Genomic DNA, 18166 nt, shown 5'->3' on the forward strand with positions numbered 1-18166 from the left:
ATCAGTGGTCCCCCATTAGGAAGACCAGCCAAAAATGTTAGTAAAGAACAAAAGAAACAAGCTACTGATGATGAGAGGATTCGGAATTGTATAGAGGGCAAATTTGGACAAGGGAAAAGAAGATTTAGCTTAGGTAAAGTGATGGCTAAACTTCCTCATACTTCCTTTTCAGCGATTGCTATTACTTTTTTAGTCATGAATCTTTCTAACCTGTTGAGGCAGGTTTTTTGGGCTTTTTTATGTCTGAAATGGAAAAACAGCACTTTTTCTCGGTTAATGATTAGTATAAGTTATAAATTAAAAATTAACCAACAACTAAAGCTTATGCTTGTAGCTAAGTGAAATCATTGATTAAGAGACCTGTACTTTTCAATGACTTTTTCAGCAAACCCTATTTAGACACTAGAGATGCTCAATAAACTCCTCAACTGTAACTTGGGATTGCTTAAGAATTCCATTTAATTCCACATTCATGACTCGTATCCTAATGTTAGCAAAACCACTTCTTCCAATTGGGCAATTATCTAGACACATCAATTTTCTGCTTTCAATTTCAGAACCTCATAATATTTTTTCAATATGTGTAGAATTCTCGCCCAGAATATAAATGACTAAAACTACAGTAATCAGAAAGGCAAAAAGTGCAAGACCAAAAAGGATTATCTGTAAAGGGATTGAAACTCCAACTGTTCTTAGCAAAGTAACCAACAATCCAATAGCTGTAACTGACAAACCTAATAACTGCTTATCACGTTCAAGCCTTGTAGTAAGCCATGCAGCTATCATTGCACTGTAAAAGGCTTTTTCTTTTGCTTCGTAGTCTTCCTTGTCTGAACTCTCCATATCTTTAGGATTCAGGTAGAGGCGATTGAATGATCAATGCCTCGATATTAGCACCCAGGCCTCTCCGGTATCAATAACGGTTTTGATGACTTCTCTTTGCCCGATTGAGTTAGCAACTACCAGAGGGAGTGTGGCTTCGCGCCGCCAATTTACGACTCCGTATATCATACTAAATCTGGTTATTAAAAACTGATTATTTATTCTCCCCTTTGCATGAGTGCCTCTTGCATGAGTGCCTCTCCTCATAACTAGCCTATGCTCAACGGATTTAGTCTCAAGTATAACTCCTAATCCAACTTGAAAAACCGCTCCCTTATCTCCACTTCCCGCCCTCCTATACCTTGATTCTTCAACCTCAGCGATCGCCCACCCCCCTTGATTATAAAGATTTGTTTAGCTTGACCAGAGGTTGATAGTGCATAGGCTAGAATGAATTTCAAATGGATTCAAAATGAATTTAAAATGAATTCAAGATGAGCCAATCTGGTGAACTGTCGTATTTTAATCATGGAGTTGCCATTTTGTGAGTAAGAAATGGTTCGCAGATAACAGTTTGTCGATCGGGCGGACTCCTCTAGTGCGCCTTAATCGAGTCGTTGGCAACAGTCACGCCACGGTTCTGGCCAAGATTGAAGGTCGCAATCCAGCCTATTCAGTCAAATGTCGTATTGGTGCGGCCATGATCTGGGATGCGGAACAACGGGGATTATTGGGGCCGGGCAAAGAACTGGTTGAACCCACCAGTGGCAATACAGGCATTGCCCTAGCCTTTGTAGCCGCCGCTAAGGGGATTCCCCTAACCCTGACCATGCCAGAAACCATGAGCCTGGAGCGGCGCAAACTGTTGCTCGCCTATGGAGCCAATCTGGTGTTAACAGAAGGGACTAAGGGCATGACCGGAGCAGTGGCAAAGGCAGAAGAAATTGCCGCGTCTAATCCCGATCGCTATGTGTTGTTGCAACAGTTCCGCAATGCTGCCAATCCCCGCATCCACGAGGAAACCACCGGCCCTGAAATTTGGCAGGACACAGACGGGGCGATCGATATTCTCGTGTCGGGTGTGGGAACGGGCGGAACCATTACGGGAGTTTCGCGCTATGTCAAAAAGACCCGGGGAAAACCGATTTTATCGGTAGCGGTGGAGCCAGAAGCCAGCCCCATACTATCCCAAGCCCGGGCAGGTCAGCCCTTAAAGTCTGGCCCTCACAAAATTCAGGGCATTGGGGCGGGGTTTGTTCCCGAAGTTCTGGATTTATCCCTCGTGGATGGGATTGAAACCGTTTCCAACGAAGAGGCCATTCTTTATGCCCAACGATTGGCCAAGGAAGAAGGGATTATCTCCGGCATTTCCTGCGGTGCCGCCGCCGCCGTCGCCGCTCGCTTGGCACAACAACCCGAACACCAAGGCAAAACCATTGTCGTGATTTTGCCAGATTCCGGAGAACGGTACTTGAGTTCCATCCTGTTCCAAGGGGTATTTAATGAGCAAGGGTTAGTGGCATGACGAGCGAGCATCCGAGCAGTTCTGGCGCTCTCTCCCAACCCACCTTGTCCTTGGATCTCGATGAAATTATCGCTCAATTGTCCAAACCTCGTGGCGAGTCGTTCCACAGTTGGTCTCAATCACGAAGCCATTTCCCCTTGCCCTCCCGTGAGGCCTTATTTCGGATTGTCGATCGACTGCGCGCCGTTCTTTTTCCCTATCACTTTGGCAATCCCGATTTAGGCGAAACATCCAGCCGCTATTTTATCGGTCATACCCTCAATGAAGTCTTGCAACTGCTGCATCACCAGGTTTGTCGTGAACAGTGGTTGCTGGGGTCGCAGTTGCACTGGTCGTCAGACCAGATTGAGAAGCACGCCCAAGGGACGGTACAAGCCTTTGCCACTCAATTACCCCATCTGAAAGCTCTACTGGAAACGGATATCACGGCGGCCTATCGAGGTGATCCGGCGGCCAGAAATTTAGATGAAGTGTTGTTTTGTTACCCCGGGGTAACGGCAATCACTTATCACCGCATTGCCCATGCCCTGTATCGGTTGGACTCTCCCTTGTTGGCGCGGATTGTTAGTGAAATTGGCCATTCCTTAACGGGGATTGACATTCACCCCGGCGCGTCGATTGGCAATAGTTTCTTTATCGATCATGGGACGGGGGTTGTGATTGGGGCAACCACGGTGATTGGCGATCGCGTGCGTCTTTACCAAGCGGTCACGCTCGGGGCGAAAAGCTTTCCCCGGGACGAATCGGGCGGTTTGATCAAAGGTCAAGCCCGTCATCCGATTATTGAAGATGATGTGGTGATTTACTCAGGTGCAACGATTCTCGGTCGGGTAACTATCGGTCGGGGCGCCACCATCGGTGGAAATGTTTGGTTAACCCGCAGTGTGCCGCCGGGGGGTTTTGTCTCCCAGGCGCAACTACGACAGGAAATGTTTGATGACGGCTCTGGAATTTGAGGGGCTGTCCTGACTGTGAATGTTCGGCCATAACAGTCGCTTTGTTACTTTTTTTTTTGAATTGGAGGATTTAACTCAATGACCTATACCCAAGATCATGAATTGCAACTGGCTTTGGGAGATGCTGCCGCTCGGCAGTTAGCCAATGCCACGAAGACCGTTCCTCAGTTATTGACCATTTCACCCCGGTGGTTCGTTCGCCTCTTGCATTGGCTACCCGTTGAAGCGGGGATTTATCGTCTCAATAAAGTCAGGGATGCCTCCCGGGTTGAGGTGGCCTGCTCTGAACGAGACGAGCGGGAGCTGCCCGAAACCTTTGTGGATTACGAAGAGACCCCCCGGGAGTATTTCTTGAGTGCGGTGAATACGGTACTGGATGTTCACACTCGCGTGTCCGATCTCTACAGCAGTCCCCACGATCAGATCCATGAACAATTGCGCCTGACGATTGAAACCCTGAAGGAACGTCAAGAAAATGAGTTGATCAACAACCATGAGTACGGATTGCTGAACAATATTGTTGATTCCCAGAAAGTACAACCTCGCAATGGTGCGCCCACGCCGGACGATTTGGATGAGTTGCTGGTCAAGGTGTGGAAAGAACCGGCATTTTTCCTCGCCCATCCTAAAGCGATTGCCGCCTTTGGCCGAGAAGCAACCCGACGGGGTGTACCCCCCGCTACGGTGTCATTATTCGGGTCTCAGTTTATTACCTGGCGGGGCGTGCCTTTGATTCCTTCCGATAAGTTGGCCGTGAATGAGCAAGGCAAAACCAATATTTTGTTATTGCGGGTAGGAGAAAGCCGTCAAGGGGTGGTCGGTCTCTATCAGCCCAATTTACCCGGTCAACAGGGAGTTGGTTTGTCGGTGCGATTTATGGGGATTAGTCGCAAGGCGATCGCCTCTTACCTGGTCTCCCTCTACTGTTCGTTGGCAGTGTTGACCGACGATGCGGCGGCCGTACTGGAGAACGTTGATGTTAACCAATACCACATCTACGACTATGACTAACCCCGAACTGATCCCTGAAAAGGTGGGGGGGAATCTACCCTCTGTATCCCCGCCCACGACTGCCCCAACTGAGGTCGAGAATATTTCTCTTAACCCCTTATTTCAACCTGACCTTCTTGAGCATCTCGCCCAGACGATAATTCAAGAACTACAACGGCACGACCTTGGAGCGTCGCGGGCCAAGGGGTTGAGTACAGACCGGGATGATCTGGTGCCATCCACCCCCGCAACTTCCCCGGCTGCTGTGGGCGAACAGCCCACAGTTCCCTTCGCAGTACCCTTAGCCACCCCCTCTTTCTACTTCATTGAAGAGTTAGAAACAAAAATCCCCGACCTTCCGGCGGTAGTGGCCAAACCGGGCCAGCTTGTTCAAGTACCGGGGATCGATCCCCTTTTTGTCCCCCAGGCAAGCGGGCGAAGCGTTCAAAGACCTAGCTTCTTTGATGTTCATACCATCCGCCTGGATTTTCCCATCCTGCAAGAACGGGTGAATGGCAAACCACTGATCTGGTTCGACAATGCCGCAACAACTCAAAAGCCCCAAGCAGTCATCGATCGCCTCGTTCATTTCTACAGCCATGAAAATTCCAATGTGCATCGTGCCGCCCATGAATTAGCGGCTCGCTCCACAGATGCTTACGAAGCGGCCAGAGAAACGGTACGTCGTTTTCTCAATGCCTCATCTGCCAACGAAATCATTTTCGTGCGGGGGACAACGGAAGGCATTAATCTGGTGGCAAAAAGCTGGGGACAACAAACCCTGCAAGCGGGGGATGAGATTGTCCTCACCCATCTAGAACACCATGCCAATATTGTGCCTTGGCAGCAACTAGCCGCCCAAACGGGAGCAAAGTTGCGGGTTGTCCCCGTGGATGACCACGGGCAGATTTTACTGGCAGAGTACCAACAATTACTCAACTCCCGCACAAAACTGGTGGCTTTTTCCCATGTTTCCAATGCCTTGGGAACCATTACTCCCGCCAAACAAATCATTGATTTAGCCCATCGGGTCGGAGCTAAAGTCTTGTTAGATGGCGCTCAATCGGTTTCCCACATTCCGATCGATGTTCAACAATTAGGGTGTGATTGGTTCGTCTTTTCCGGACATAAAGTCTTTGGTCCGACAGGGATCGGGGTACTTTATGGTCAAGAAGACCTGTTGAATGCCACGGTTCCCTGGCAAGGCGGCGGCAACATGATCGTGGATGTGACGTTTGAGCGCACCGTGTATCAGGCGGCTCCCACTCGCTTCGAGGCCGGAACGGGCAATATTGCCGATGCCGTTGGCTTAGGGACGGCCTTGGATTATGTTCAGCAGATTGGTTTGGCCACCATTGCCAATTACGAGCATGAACTTCTAGAGTACGCCACTGCGGGACTAGCAACCATTCCGGGGTTGCGTTTGATTGGGACGGCAGCCGATAAGGCCGGCGTGCTTTCCTTTGTGCTGGAGGGATTTGATGTGGAAGTCATCGGACAGGCCCTGAATCGGGAAGGGATTGCCGTGCGGGCAGGCCATCACTGCGCTCAACCCATTCTGCGACGCTTTGGTCTAGAGGCAACGGTGCGCCCTTCCTTGGCTTTCTACAATACTAAAGCCGAGGTGGATGCGCTGGTGGCTGCGTTGGAACGTTTGCAACACGAATAAACTGACTGGAATAGGTGCGGCAGCTTCTACACCTATTCCAGTTCCCCCTGAACTGCCACCTATTTAAAAAGTATAGGAGGGTGGGGAGCGGGTTTTTCAAGTTGGATTGGGAGTTAATCATCCTATTAAAAACGGATTTGTCTGACTTTACTAGGAAGGCTGCTGAGGATTTTTCCAAATCTTCATCAATAATGCCGGCTAAATTGTGGTAGATAAATACTCCACTACAATCTGGCACTAATAATTTTTGATCATTAATTCTCTACCAGATGCCGCCGCTCCTTGTTTATAATTATTCATGCCATACTGAAGATTCCACTCGATAATATGGGCAAAATCAAAGAGTTTTCTGATCTCTGGACAATCATCGTAGGTAATTAACCATTTAGCCTGACATTGACGCATATTATCGGCAAAACGTTGATGATCGAAGCTGGTATGTAAATTCCCTCTTACGCCGTACAAACGGGATTTTGTGGCACTATAGTAGGGGGGATCGAGAAATATAAAAACTTCTTTTCCCTCTTGAAATAATAATTCTTCGTAATCTTGGTTAGTAATTTTTACCAATGCTAATAACGGCGCAATTTGGGTTAATCTGGCAATTGATGAATCAGTAAATCTACTGGTAAAAGCCGCTTGGGAATAACCCCCGGAATCCACTGTTCCCGAAAAAGTAATCCGATTTAAGATAAAAAAACGCACCGCTTTTTCAAAGTCGGTTAACTTTAAATCTTCCCTTGTCAAATCTTGAAATAATTCTCTTCCGCTATCATATTTCTGTTTAATTTCTGTTATTTTTGCTACCAATGACTCAATATTTTCTTGAGCGCATGCCAGAAACAAAATAAATCATAATTTAAGTCATTAATCCAATAGGTTTTTATTTGTTGTTCAAAGAGTTGCTTAACAGCAAAAAATACAGAACCGCCTCCAAAAAAAGGTTCTCGATATTCCCTAATATTGACAGGAATTTGCGGCAGAATTTGCTTAATTGCCCGGGATTTACCACCCGGATAACGCAAGGGACTTTTAATTGTTGACATTTTATACTAAATCCGTTTATTAAAGACTGATTATCTATTCCCCCTTTCGCCTCTTGCATGAGTGCCTGTCCTGATATGTAGCCTATACTCATAAGAATTCCGTTTAATTCCACATTTAGGACTCGTATCCTAAGGTTAGCAAAACCACTTCTTCCAATTGGGCAATTATTTCGGGACTCAGTTGTCCCAGTGTGCGGATCAAACGAGTTTTATCCAGCACTCTCATCTGAAAACATAGGGCAACAGAATCTTGGCCGAGTCCACCATTACCCTGTTCTATCAGTAAGCATATAGGCAAAGCAGCGCGACGTTGGTTGGTGGTGAGCGGAATAGCAATGATCGTAGTTGAGAACTGGGAAACAAGGTCATTCTGGAAAATGATGACGGGACGAATGCCCGCTTGTTCAGAACCTTGAGTTGGATTGAGGTCGGCTAACCAGACTTCACCCCGTTTCAGAGGATTAGTCATGATTGGTCTTCTTGATGGAGTATTACTGCATAGTCATTCATACCTTCTTCAGCAAAGGCGCGATCTTGATCAGCAAACTCCGCAAACAGATCGGCCAGTTGCATGGGATCGAGGACAGCCTGATGACGCTGACTGCGAAACTTTAAGAAGGCAATAAAATCAGCCACTTGCTCAAGCTGATTATCAGTCAGTCGATCCAAGTCTTGCTTAAGAGCTTCAGCACTTACTGGCATAGGAAGAAAAAACATTCCGACTTCCCCATTATAAGAGATCGTGGCCAACAGCCGTCTTCAACAAACCCCCATGAGTCCCTGAGTGCGTAGCGGGGTAGGGAGGACGTTCAGACGTTTTGAGCGATCGCTTGTTGGAGCAGTTCAGTGATAATTCAATAGGGAAAAATCCCAATGTCGATAATTTCCTATCCCACTTGTTAGACAAGCTAATCTACAAGGTAGTCGGCAAGAAATCGGCTAACATCTTTAATCATGTCAGAAACATCTTGAACTGTAAATTCATCCTGTTTTCCATGGGCAGCACTATTACGAATATCTGCGATCGCTGTTATTCGCTTTTGATTCAATTTGTTATATACACCAGCTTTTGCCAATTCGGAATTCATTTTATCTAACTTCCCATGCGGAATCCCACTTCTATCACATAACTCTCGCAATGCCGTCTCTAACACAACTCCTGCAATCACAGCCGCAGCGGTATAATAACCACTAGAAAAAAGCTCATTTGCTTGTTCAAGCTCAGAATCAAAAACTTCGGCTTGAACCAGTGTTTTAATAGACGAGAGATAACCACCCTCAAAATCTTCTTTTGCTGCCAAAAATACCGCTTTAAATGCCTTAAATATCCCATAAGTTGTATGCCTAGGACTGTTCTCTTCCCACTCAAATTGTTTAAAGTACTGAGAATCTTCACCACAAACTTTAGACAATAAGTTTCTTACTTTTACCTTCCAGCTTAAAAGTAAGTAGCTATCGATGAATTCATTGGTGCCGCCAATTATCTCTGTTCGGAGAACTTTTTTAGAAGATTCCAATTGGGATGCTTGCTCCTCTAGCTCTTCAAATCGCTGCTTAAAAACTTCTTTCAACGTCATAAGTAGGTAGGTGTTAAAAATTATCATATACCACCCTTATCAAGGAGGCAGGGGGGATCAAAGACAAAATCTATCTTCAATTTAATTATAACCACTTACTTAACCTTAAAAGAATTGAATTCCGTCTAACGACCAAGTTAGTCCTCGTACTTCTCCCCCGACTTCTACTTACTCTGTCTAGCTTGACTAACTTTTAGCCAGGCAAAGATTTGTTGTGGAGTCAGTGTCAACTGAACCCCTGCAATTACCTTAAGCTGGTGATCCCCTCGGCAAACTTCTGGCTCTTGTTGGGGAGTAAACATTAAAACAGAATAATCATCTGGATCAAGCATCCATCCTAATTTACTGCCATGTTTTAAACAATGTAGAATGTGGTCAATTACACGGTTTACCTTTTGATCCGGTGAAAGAATTTCGATAGTCCAATCAGGTGCTTCGATAAAGTCGTCCTCTGGTTCACCTGCTTGATTCAGATTAATTCGATTCCATGCAATTACCGCCACATCAGGGACGATCGAACGCCCGCCGAAGGTACATCGCAACTCAGGTAAGGCTGTATAATCAACAGTGTGGCTGTCAACCTCAGCTAAAAGACGTTTTTGCAGGATAGAGTGTCGAGTCTTAGGCATGGGTTTCTGAATTGCGACTCCATGCAAGTATTCCCATGCTGGAGAATCCTCCAAATATGGCAATTTGAGGAAATCTTCAAGGGTGAGACTCTCAGTCAAGGAAGTCGTCATCGGTTCAAGCAAAGGTTTTTTTGTGACTTCATTATAGCGGTAGAGACATATTCATACTAAATCCGCTGAGTATAGGCTACTTATGAGGACAGGCACTCATGCAAGAGGCAAAAGGGGAAATAACAGGGTAAGCGCATCTTAACAATCCTTGACAAAATGAACTTTATGTGAGTTGCTTACCCAGAGGGCGATTCAAGAATATTTGAGTAGAATTTGCCATCTCAATTGTTAAGCAAAAATCGACCAAAAGGGTCGATTTCGTAACTATTCTGATTGACTGGTATCACTTGAAATGCTCACACAGCAAGCGGATCACAAAATTGGCCAATTGTCAATAGCGTTTGAGATGCTCTCATCCTGGAGGAATAAATAATCAGTCTTTAATAACTGGATTTGGTATCATAACTACTCTAAAAGAACCAGTTTAAATTCTCCAGAAAAGTATTGTCAACCGCAGAGATAGATGAAGCTTTTCGCCAAGGAAAGCCATCGGGGTATTTCGCCGCCATCAACGAATTACCATACAAGAAAAATTCTGGCTTTACAGATAGCTCCGTCGCCCCAATTCTATAATTTACTGAGTACAGTCCCGTTGTATCACAATTAGGAAAATCCTGAACTAATATATTGCAGAGAGCCATATCAGGACTCATCAATCCAGGCTCTCTAAATTTTCGATACCAGATTGGCGATAAGAAAACAGCTATTTCTTTTTTCAAACAATAGCAACTGGTATCGACATGGTGATATTGCTCGTTATAAGCAGGCCATTTACCTAAACTTTCACAGTCATCATGAGCAATAAATTGACCCTGCTCATCGACTATGTTTCTCAGGGCATAGGCCCAATCTAATTGGTCTTGCAGTATCGATTCTACTAACGAAGATACATGGAATGGTTCAAACCAGTTATCTTCATCAAGAAAAATCAAGTAATCGCCATTGGCAATATAGCATGATGAGCCATAAATTCGATGACCGTTGTACCTATTTTTTCCAGTCGGATATGGCAAGGACATGATATGCGTTGGCTTAATTAATTGCATCTCGCTCAATATATTTTGGGCTTTCTCTTCTCTCTCCTTGCCATCAATAACGATCAGATGTTCGATATTGTCATAATCTTGGTCTTGTACACTTTGTAAAGCCTTTTTCAACAAAGGGTTGCCAGTGGTTGGAGTAATAACTGAAACTAACATAATCAAATTATATTACTAAAATTTTCACGACGAAATTATGGATTAGTCTTGTAGGATATCTAGTCAGCAGTTTTTTCAATAAGAACCTGATAGCCTTGGTAGAGGAGTTTGATTTTACAGCCTTCTCTCATAAAGATGAAGTAGGAGGGTATTTGTCATCATCGGAAATTTTGGGTCTGAAACCCCGCCGTTCTAGGTTGGCTTTACGTTAGAATTAAAAGGCCAGTCTCGAAAACCAAGTGGACGGCGCAGCACCTTGAAAACTCGGCTTAGGGGGTTCCGACCAGAAAAGCTTGGCCGGGTAAAAAGTCGCGCGCAACAAGTACAAGAAGCTATAGGCGGTCAACGTACCGTGGGACACACGGAATCGGGCTTCTGAAATGGGGCGAAAGTCTGTGGACTCTGTGTAAGACAGTACATGGTTTTTTAACTGTGGTATGCGACGGTGGTGGAAGCAGAAACTTAAATCGTGAGGTTTAGGAATCGCCGCCCTAAAAGTGCGGCGAGGATGTCAACTCTAGACTACCCCGAAAACCAGAGACTTCACCTAACCCGCACCGCTGCCCAATAAAAATAAACTTAACAGGGTGCCGCCATTCCAGAGACTATGAACCAACATCGAGGATAATAAATTTTTCGAGCGGGTGTAAACAAAGCCAAGAACACAACCTAGGACGGTTAAAGGCAGCACTTCTGACAAATTTTGGTGAGCAAGGGCGAAAATCAAACTACTAAGAGCAATCGCAGCCCAGACCGGCAGATAACGAGTCAAAGAAGCTAGTAAAAAGCCGCGAAAGACAATTTCCTCGAAAAAAGGAGCGGCAAGGGAAGCAGTAAAGGCAAAACAGAGTAAAGCGAAGGTATTCTGGGATTCTAGCGCTAAAGTCAGCAGCGGGTTACTGCCCCCTTGTCCTTGCCAAATTAGTTGATTAAGCAAAGAAACGATAATAACGAGGGGTAAAGCGACGAAATAGCCGGCCAATCCCCAGAGAAGCCAAGGACTAAAGAGGTTAAAACGAAACCAATCGCGAGGTAAAGGGCGAAAAGGCTTGATCGCTAGGTATAAAACCGATAAACTGCTCACTGTTAAGGCTAAATAACTAACTACAACGTATATTGCTTTAGCTTCTAGGTTAAATTGTTCGGGATTGAGACTCAAGAAACTCGATAAAATCACGAAAATTACCGGTAAAACAATTTGTCCGACGAAAAAGAAACCGATAATTATTCCCCACCAGAGGGTTTCTCCTCCCCACTTAGTTTGCCAAGCGAGACTATCATCTAAAAAGAGCAGCGATCGCTGTTGACGGAGCAGCCACTGCACTAATAAAAAGATCAACAGCACAACACCGATTAAACCGCCGATAAGAGGCAAAAAAGCCAATAAAATTAGTTTAATTAACGCATTAGCCGCCACTTCACTCTGTTCTTCCTCTAAAGCGAGTAAATCCTCTTGACGATTTTCGAGACTATATAATTTTTCCAGAATGGTATAACGAAACCATCCTTGAAAATTGCGCTCGATTCTCGCTTCCGCATCGGCAGCAATTTGGGGGGGTTCACTGTACAATCCCTCTAACAGCAGCGCATTTTTTAAAACAGCAGGTTTATAATTCTCAAATTCTGATTTTTCCTTGATGTCTTGCCAAATTTGCCTTGCCCAATCCAAGTCACCTTGACTAGCTTGAATGAGACTTAATTTCAGTTCTAAATCCTTTAGGGAATTGATTTCCCGCTCAAGGGATTTTTTTTGTTCGGGATTAACTGCTGATTTTTTTAGTTCGGTGATTGTTTTTTTGGCACTTTTCTGGGCGGATAAATACTGTTCCTCAGCAGTAGTATAAGCATCTTCACCGATCAGGGAAGTTTGAATTAATTTAAGATTAGCAAATTCCTCGCTATTAGGATCAGCATCGCTGCTGAGAGTCGTAGCTTGTAGATTGAGATTGGTTTGATATAGTTGAATATTCGATTGGATTTGAGGCTGATTAACACTAGAAATTAAAGCTGTAACCACTGGAGTTAAAGCAATAATTGTTAAGACAAAAGCGATCGCTTGTTTGAGACTTTGCCAAGGGAGTTTTTTTGAGAAATTATCAAACATGAAAATAGTTAAGTGGGAGTTAGAGGTTAGCTGATGGGGTGATTGGATAGGTATTAGGGTTTTAGGGTGTTGGGGTTTTAGGGTTTTAGGGTTTTAGGGTTTTAGGGTTTTAGGGTGTTGGGGTTTTAGTTGAATTCCCCCATTCCCTAATTATTAAACCTCTTGCATAATTAATTTTTCAGGGTTCAAAAACGGCAAAAATAAGGATTAAATGGCATAAAGTCTGTAAATAGACCATTTAACTGATTATTGCTCCTTCTTAATTCTCCTGACTACTGACTACTGGCTACTGACTCCTAACCCTAACAACAATTTTTGATTTTTACAAGAGGTCTATTAACTAACTACTTGAGAAAAAAGCTTTTCGTATTGATCCAAAGTCTTTTCAAAGGCATAATTTTCCTCTGCGTATTGTCGTCCTTTTTCTCCTAGTATAGTTGCTAAATCTGGGTTTTTATATAGCTTTAAAATGGCTGTAGCTAATGCCTCTGTATCTTCAGGAGTAACCACCAAACCACCACCACTACGCTCGATCGCCCTAGCGGCGGTTCCATCGGCGGGAACAGAAGCAATAATAGCACGACCACTAGCTAATAATACCTGAATTTTGGACGGCATATTAAAGGAAATAACGTTATGTTTTTGCATCACCATACCCACATCGGCGGCTGCTAACATTTCTGGTAATTTTTCCCGGGGTTGAAAGGGTAATAAAAGCACATTACTCGCCCCCTGTTGTTGGCGATACTTTTCTAGGCGATCGAGGGCTTCTTTTTTACCAACAATTACCACTTTAATCTCAGGGATACTAACTAATTTAACTGCAGCATCGATCAGGGTTTCTAGGGGTTGGGTTAGGGCAATATTGCCAGAATATAAAACAACAAATTTGCCCTCAAGATGATTTTCTTGGCGAAAATAATTATTGGTTTTCGGCAGAGGTTTAATAAAGCTGACATCGACCCAATTAGGAATCTCAATAATTTTCTGACTCGGCACATTTTTAGTGAGGAGATTTTTGGTAAAACCATCGGCAATAACTGAGACTTTACTGGCAGTTTTGTAGGCAAATTTTTCGAGACTGCTAAAAACCTTAATCATTTTCTGATTAGTTAATAATCCCACATGAACTGCCGCGTCGGGCAAAATATCCTGTAAATTTAGAATAATCGGTACCCCATATAATTTACTCAATAAAGCGGCGGGAACGCAAACGGGTAATCCGGGGACAGTTAAGAAAATTAGATCGGGTTTTTCACCTTTGAGAGCCTGAAAGAAACTCAAAAAAACAAAGCTCAATTCAAAGAAAATTCGATTTTTTAAACTTCTTTCGGGGCGCGCCCAGACGTAGGAACGTTGAATTTTAACACCATTTCGTTCTTCTTCTAGATAGATTTTTCCTCGGTATTCGGGATCGATTTCACTATTAGGATACCAAGGAAAAGCGGTTAAAACCCTGACTTGATGACCTCTTTTAACCAATCCTTCCGCTAATTCTGTCATCAGGGGAGCGATGCCGATCGGTTCGGGATAATAGTTATAAGAATAGAGCAAAATTCGCATAGGGATGGCAATTTGGTTGGGCGATTCAGTTTCATGATTTTATCAATAGTTACTGGTTTTTTGACAAATCAGATGCGCTTTTGTCAGGGATGACCCTAGAAAGAGGTTTGGCATCAGGTGAGGATTAGCGGTGAGAGATGCGGAAAAAAAGGGAAATTGGCTCATAAATTAATCCTCAAAACCTTATTTTTCCCTTACCCGGTGGCCGATATCACGACGATAATAGATGCCCTGAAAGTGTATCCTTTTCACCGATTGATAGGCAAGTTCGATCGCCTGATTAAAATTAGCTCCCATAGCCGTGACACCCAAGACGCGGCCGCCATCGGTGAAGATATCGCCGTGTTTTAAAACCGTGCCGGCGTGGAAAACGATCGCTCCCGCGGTTTCAGCTGCCTTAATTCCAGTGATTAACTGGCCTTTTTCGTAGTGGTCGGGATAACCAGCAGACGCGGCCACCACACAAACGGCACTACCGGATCGCCATTGTAAAGAGGGGAAATCAGTTAATTTTTGTTGAGCGCAAGCCAGCAGTAGCGGTGCCAGGGGAGTTTCCAGTAGGGGTAAAACCGCTTGGGTTTCGGGATCGCCAAAACGACAGTTAAATTCGAGAACTTTTGGCTCTCCGGCGGGGGAAATCATTAAACCCGCGTAGAGGACTCCCCGATAGTCAATGCCGCGTTTTTGTAGGGTGGCGACGATGGGGGCGAGGATGTCTCGGTTTACCGCTTCGATAATGGCGGCGGTGGCTATGGGGGCGGGGGCATAAACTCCCATACCGCCGGTATTTTTGCCGGTATCGCCTTCACCGATCCGCTTGTGATCTTGGGCAGGTAGCAGGGAACGAAAGCTGATCCCATCGGTGAGGGTGAGGATAGACACTTCTTCTCCCTCTAGGAATTCTTCCACCACGACTTTAGTAAAGCCACTGGTAAAAAGATCATCGATCGCTTCTAGGGCCGTATCTACGGTTTCGGCGACAATTACCCCTTTTCCTGCGGCTAATCCGTCAGCTTTCACCACAATTGGCGCTCCTTGCTCTCGGATATAAGTTTTTGCTAATTCTGCATCGGTAAAGGTTTCCGAGACGGCGGTGATAACTGCTGCTTCGCTCATTAATTCTTTTGCCCAGGATTTGCTCGATTCAATTAAGGCCCCGGTTTGTGTGGGGCCAAAAACGGCAATTTCTTGGCCGAGAAGATGATCGGTAATGCCGAGGGAGAGGGGATATTCTGGCCCGACAACCACCAGATCGACGCAATTTTCTCGGGCAAAGCGGCTAATTTCGGCAAAATCCTCCATTGCTATGGGGATATTTTCACATTGAGGTAAAATTGCCGTTCCCCCATTACCTGGAATACAGAACACTTGTTCTACTTCGGGCGATTGCAGCAGTTTCCAAGCCAAGGCGTGTTCTCGACCACCACTGCCGATAACGATAATTTTCACGGATAAACGCAGCCTAAATGACGATGGTTTAATTATCCCCTAGCTCCGGGTCAGCATTGGCTAGAAGTTGAGATTACTTAACTTTTTAATCGATTTGACGGATTCAGGAGGCAGGCTTCCGCCGTGAGATCAGCCGAACACAGGCAGCAGATTATTTCTATTTATTCTCCCCATCTCCCCACTTCCCCACTTCCCCCCTTCCCCCCTTCCCCTCTCATAGACAGTCTTAACAAGTAATTTAGATAGCGAACAGCTGATCACTGGATTTGACGGAGACAGGACAAATCAGCTTGACCGAAATGAATACTAAAAGCTACTTGCAGATTTTCTAGGGATTTAACCAACCAAGGCACTTGATCGCGAGAATAACTCTCGTAGTGGTTAAATAGAATCGAAAAACGTTTATCTAAGTGGGGTTTTGCCTTGGGACAGATCAAAATCAACTTGAGCAATAACCCCACAGTCCGAGTTACCCCCATATTGGTGATCATATCCATAAAAATGTAATGATCGGGTTTTTGGCCGCTTTCCACCACCAGATAATTTAACAGTTGGCTAGAAGTACGCAGCATGAGAAATTCACTCGGTTTTTGTTGATCGCAGTGGGGTAGAGTATTTTGCAGGATATCGTCGAGTTTTTTGTTAAATTGCCCCTTGCAGTAGTCTAAGGAGGTAATCAGATAATCGTAGAGGTCATTTTTAAAATCTTTATAGGTAGGGGTATAAACTGTATTCGCCAGAAAATTTTGCGAAAGAGCCTTATGAGTATAATTTCCTGCTACCGTCCCCAGATAATACTTGAGGGTGCGATTTAGTTCCTTGTCATTGAGCAGGGTGGGATTTTCTACCGGTTGAATGATTCTCCCCGCTTCTTCCCTGATTTTTGGGCTATGAGCAACCTGTGCCAAACGTACCTGATAGGTGACATAACGAGAGAGATTTACCTCGAAACGGCTCTCGGTTTTCACCTTAATACGTCTAACGGTTTGTCGCTGTTCTCGGTGACTTTCATCACCGAGTAAATAGTAATCATAGAGATAGGGATAACGACTAATCAGGGTTCCCAGGGAAGCGGCGGTTTTTTCGCTGTATTTGCCGCTAATAATTCTCGCCAGACGCTGCAGCCTAACGTAGTCATCCGAGAGGGTAAAATTTTTGACCAGATGGCCCAAATTATTGGGGATGCTGTAATGTCCAGGAGGTGGGGAGGGCAAATTTTCCAGTAGCGATACCAATTCGGGAATTGCTGGCTGATGGGCGGGCTGCGTTTGCCATCGATTCACTAAAATATGACAGCAGCGGTTAAAGACATGATAAAAACGAATTTCGGCATCCTTAGCCTTGACAAGACGCTCTAGGGCTAAATAAATAGGAGCTTCTCGATAGCCGCCACCTTCGATAAACAGACGACAAAAATCCTCGATTAATTGCTCGGGGGAATCGGTCCTGGCGCGGTCGAGCCAATAATCGTATAGTAGCTGTTCTTCGTCTCTTGTTTGTCTTTGTCCAGTGTTTAGACTAGCCATGGTTATTTGATTCAGCCCTCCTAAATCAGTAAGCGGATGGATTTTAGGGCTATGACCATAAAGGGGTCAATTGTGATTAGATAGTAGATGCTCCCTTCTGAGGATGCCCCTATTTTGGGTCATTGTACTGATCGAGTCGATCCCTTTTAGCTTGGCAAGTTTGGGAAAATTCCCCTTGGCTTACCCGGCCAAGCTTGCGGACTATGCCCAGATTACTAAAAATTTAGGCAGCGTACCCTGCTAATTAAGTTAGCGAAAGGAAACCCCGATTGTATGTGATCTAAGTCACATTTAAACCTAAATCCATCTTCTAGATAATTCGGAATTTACCTAAAATGTCGGATGAATGCCCCCGCTACATTTTTCGACAAGATACTCACCTTTGCTCCCGATGAAATCCGACCAGAATATCAACCGCGGAGCATCGGTTTAATTCTACCATCTGTAGGTAAACTGTGTTATAATTAATTTAAACAATGGTCGTGGATTGTTAGATGCTAGTCGTAGAAGCAAAGCTAAAAAACGGAACCCCAGAGCAATATCACCAGCTTGATGAAGCTATCAAAACTTCTCAGTTTGTGCGTAAATCTTGTGTTCGTTATTGGATAGAAAATAAAGGAACAACCCGCAATGATCTCCAAAAACTTTGTGCGGTACTAGCTAATAATAAAGAGACCCCTTGGGTTAATAAATTAAACTCTCAAGCTCGTCAATCGGCTGCTGATAGAGCCTGGCAATCAATTACTAGGTTTTACCAGAATTGTCATGCTAAGATACTTGGGAAAAAGGGTTTTCCTCGGTTCAAAAAGCCTAGCCGTTCCGTTGAGTATAAACTAACGGGCTACAAACTATCTGATCATCGACGTAAAATCAGATTTACCGATGGCTTTAAAGCAGGAGAATTTGATTTATGGTGTAGTCAAAAGACCTTAGTTTATTATTCAGAACAACAGATTAAACGGGTAAGAGTTGTTAGACGTGCTGACGGTTATTATTGCCA

At 44.6% G+C, this 18166-nt stretch carries 16 protein-coding genes and 1 pseudogene; 6 read left to right on the plus strand and 11 right to left on the minus strand.

Going from position 1 to position 18166, the window contains the following annotated elements; genetic code table 11:
- A partial coding sequence (locus H6G48_RS06160) for a transposase (protein WP_190720138.1) occupies positions 1-342 on the plus strand: 342 nt, incomplete at its 5' end.
- A 219-nt stretch (positions 343-561) separates the two neighbouring features.
- Here H6G48_RS06160 and H6G48_RS06165 read toward each other — a convergent pair.
- Complete coding sequence (locus H6G48_RS06165) at positions 562-843, minus strand: hypothetical protein (RefSeq protein ID WP_190720141.1); 282 nt, start codon at positions 841-843, stop codon at positions 562-564.
- 523 nt (positions 844-1366) lie between these two features.
- Here H6G48_RS06165 and cysK point away from each other — a divergent pair.
- The 4 genes from cysK to H6G48_RS06185 all read left to right on the plus strand — a co-directional run bounded on the left by cysK (position 1367) and on the right by H6G48_RS06185 (position 5962).
- Positions 1367-2347 carry a cysteine synthase A gene (gene cysK, locus H6G48_RS06170; RefSeq protein ID WP_190720144.1) on the plus strand — a complete coding sequence of 327 codons (981 nt, stop codon included), beginning with the start codon at positions 1367-1369 and terminating at the stop codon, positions 2345-2347.
- Positions 2344-3303 (plus strand): serine O-acetyltransferase EpsC, encoded by a 960-nt coding sequence (epsC, locus tag H6G48_RS06175; RefSeq protein WP_190720147.1) that lies wholly within the window; start codon positions 2344-2346, stop codon positions 3301-3303. The genes cysK and epsC overlap by 4 nt, the downstream gene beginning before the upstream one ends.
- Before the next feature lie 78 nt (positions 3304-3381).
- Complete coding sequence (locus H6G48_RS06180) at positions 3382-4314, plus strand: family 2A encapsulin nanocompartment shell protein (protein ID WP_002750434.1); 933 nt, start codon at positions 3382-3384, stop codon at positions 4312-4314.
- On the plus strand, positions 4307-5962 hold the full coding sequence (locus H6G48_RS06185; RefSeq protein ID WP_190720150.1) for a family 2A encapsulin nanocompartment cargo protein cysteine desulfurase: 1656 nt from the start codon (positions 4307-4309) through the stop codon (positions 5960-5962). Before H6G48_RS06180 ends, H6G48_RS06185 begins: the two co-directional genes overlap by 8 nt.
- Positions 5963-6199: 237 nt before the next feature.
- Here H6G48_RS06185 and H6G48_RS06190 read toward each other — a convergent pair.
- From H6G48_RS06190 to H6G48_RS06235, 10 genes and pseudogenes are all read right to left on the minus strand, one after another.
- Positions 6200-7008, minus strand: a pseudogene (locus H6G48_RS06190) (DNA adenine methylase).
- Between the two features lie 115 nt (positions 7009-7123).
- Positions 7124-7477, minus strand: a complete 354-nt coding sequence (locus H6G48_RS06195; RefSeq protein ID WP_039900107.1) for a type II toxin-antitoxin system PemK/MazF family toxin — start codon at positions 7475-7477, stop codon at positions 7124-7126.
- Positions 7474-7725, minus strand: a complete 252-nt coding sequence (locus H6G48_RS06200) for a hypothetical protein (RefSeq protein WP_190720154.1) — start codon at positions 7723-7725, stop codon at positions 7474-7476. The genes H6G48_RS06195 and H6G48_RS06200 overlap by 4 nt, the downstream gene beginning before the upstream one ends.
- 191 nt (positions 7726-7916) lie before the next feature.
- The gene (locus tag H6G48_RS06205; RefSeq protein ID WP_190720157.1) at positions 7917-8585 is read right to left on the minus strand and encodes a DUF4145 domain-containing protein; all 669 of its coding nucleotides are present in this window, start codon (positions 8583-8585) and stop codon (positions 7917-7919) included.
- Positions 8586-8749: 164 nt separating this feature from the next.
- Positions 8750-9325, minus strand: coding sequence for a Uma2 family endonuclease (locus H6G48_RS06210; protein ID WP_190720160.1), 576 nt, complete (start codon positions 9323-9325; stop codon positions 8750-8752).
- A 410-nt stretch (positions 9326-9735) separates the two neighbouring features.
- Positions 9736-10524, minus strand: a complete 789-nt coding sequence (locus tag H6G48_RS06215; RefSeq protein WP_190720162.1) for a glycosyltransferase — start codon at positions 10522-10524, stop codon at positions 9736-9738.
- A gap of 547 nt (positions 10525-11071) precedes the next feature.
- Positions 11072-12628: a CPBP family intramembrane glutamic endopeptidase gene (locus H6G48_RS06220; RefSeq protein WP_190720165.1), complete on the minus strand. Its 1557-nt coding sequence runs from the start codon at positions 12626-12628 to the stop codon at positions 11072-11074.
- A 336-nt stretch (positions 12629-12964) separates the two neighbouring features.
- Complete coding sequence (locus H6G48_RS06225; RefSeq protein WP_190720168.1) at positions 12965-14191, minus strand: glycosyltransferase family 4 protein; 1227 nt, start codon at positions 14189-14191, stop codon at positions 12965-12967.
- Between the two features lie 183 nt (positions 14192-14374).
- The gene (purD, locus tag H6G48_RS06230) at positions 14375-15640 is read right to left on the minus strand and encodes a phosphoribosylamine--glycine ligase (RefSeq protein WP_002758420.1); all 1266 of its coding nucleotides are present in this window, start codon (positions 15638-15640) and stop codon (positions 14375-14377) included.
- A 257-nt stretch (positions 15641-15897) separates the two neighbouring features.
- Entirely contained in the window at positions 15898-17166 is a 1269-nt protein-coding gene (locus H6G48_RS06235) for a hypothetical protein (RefSeq protein ID WP_190720171.1), read from the minus strand.
- 494 nt (positions 17167-17660) lie between these two features.
- Between H6G48_RS06235 and H6G48_RS06240 the strand changes: the two genes are divergently transcribed.
- Positions 17661-18166 (plus strand): nuclease/transposase family protein (locus H6G48_RS06240; RefSeq protein WP_479724315.1); only part of this gene is annotated, 506 nt, incomplete at its 3' end.

This window comes from Microcystis flos-aquae FACHB-1344 (assembly GCF_014698375.1).
Taxonomy (GTDB): Bacteria; Cyanobacteriota; Cyanobacteriia; order Cyanobacteriales; family Microcystaceae; genus Microcystis; species Microcystis aeruginosa.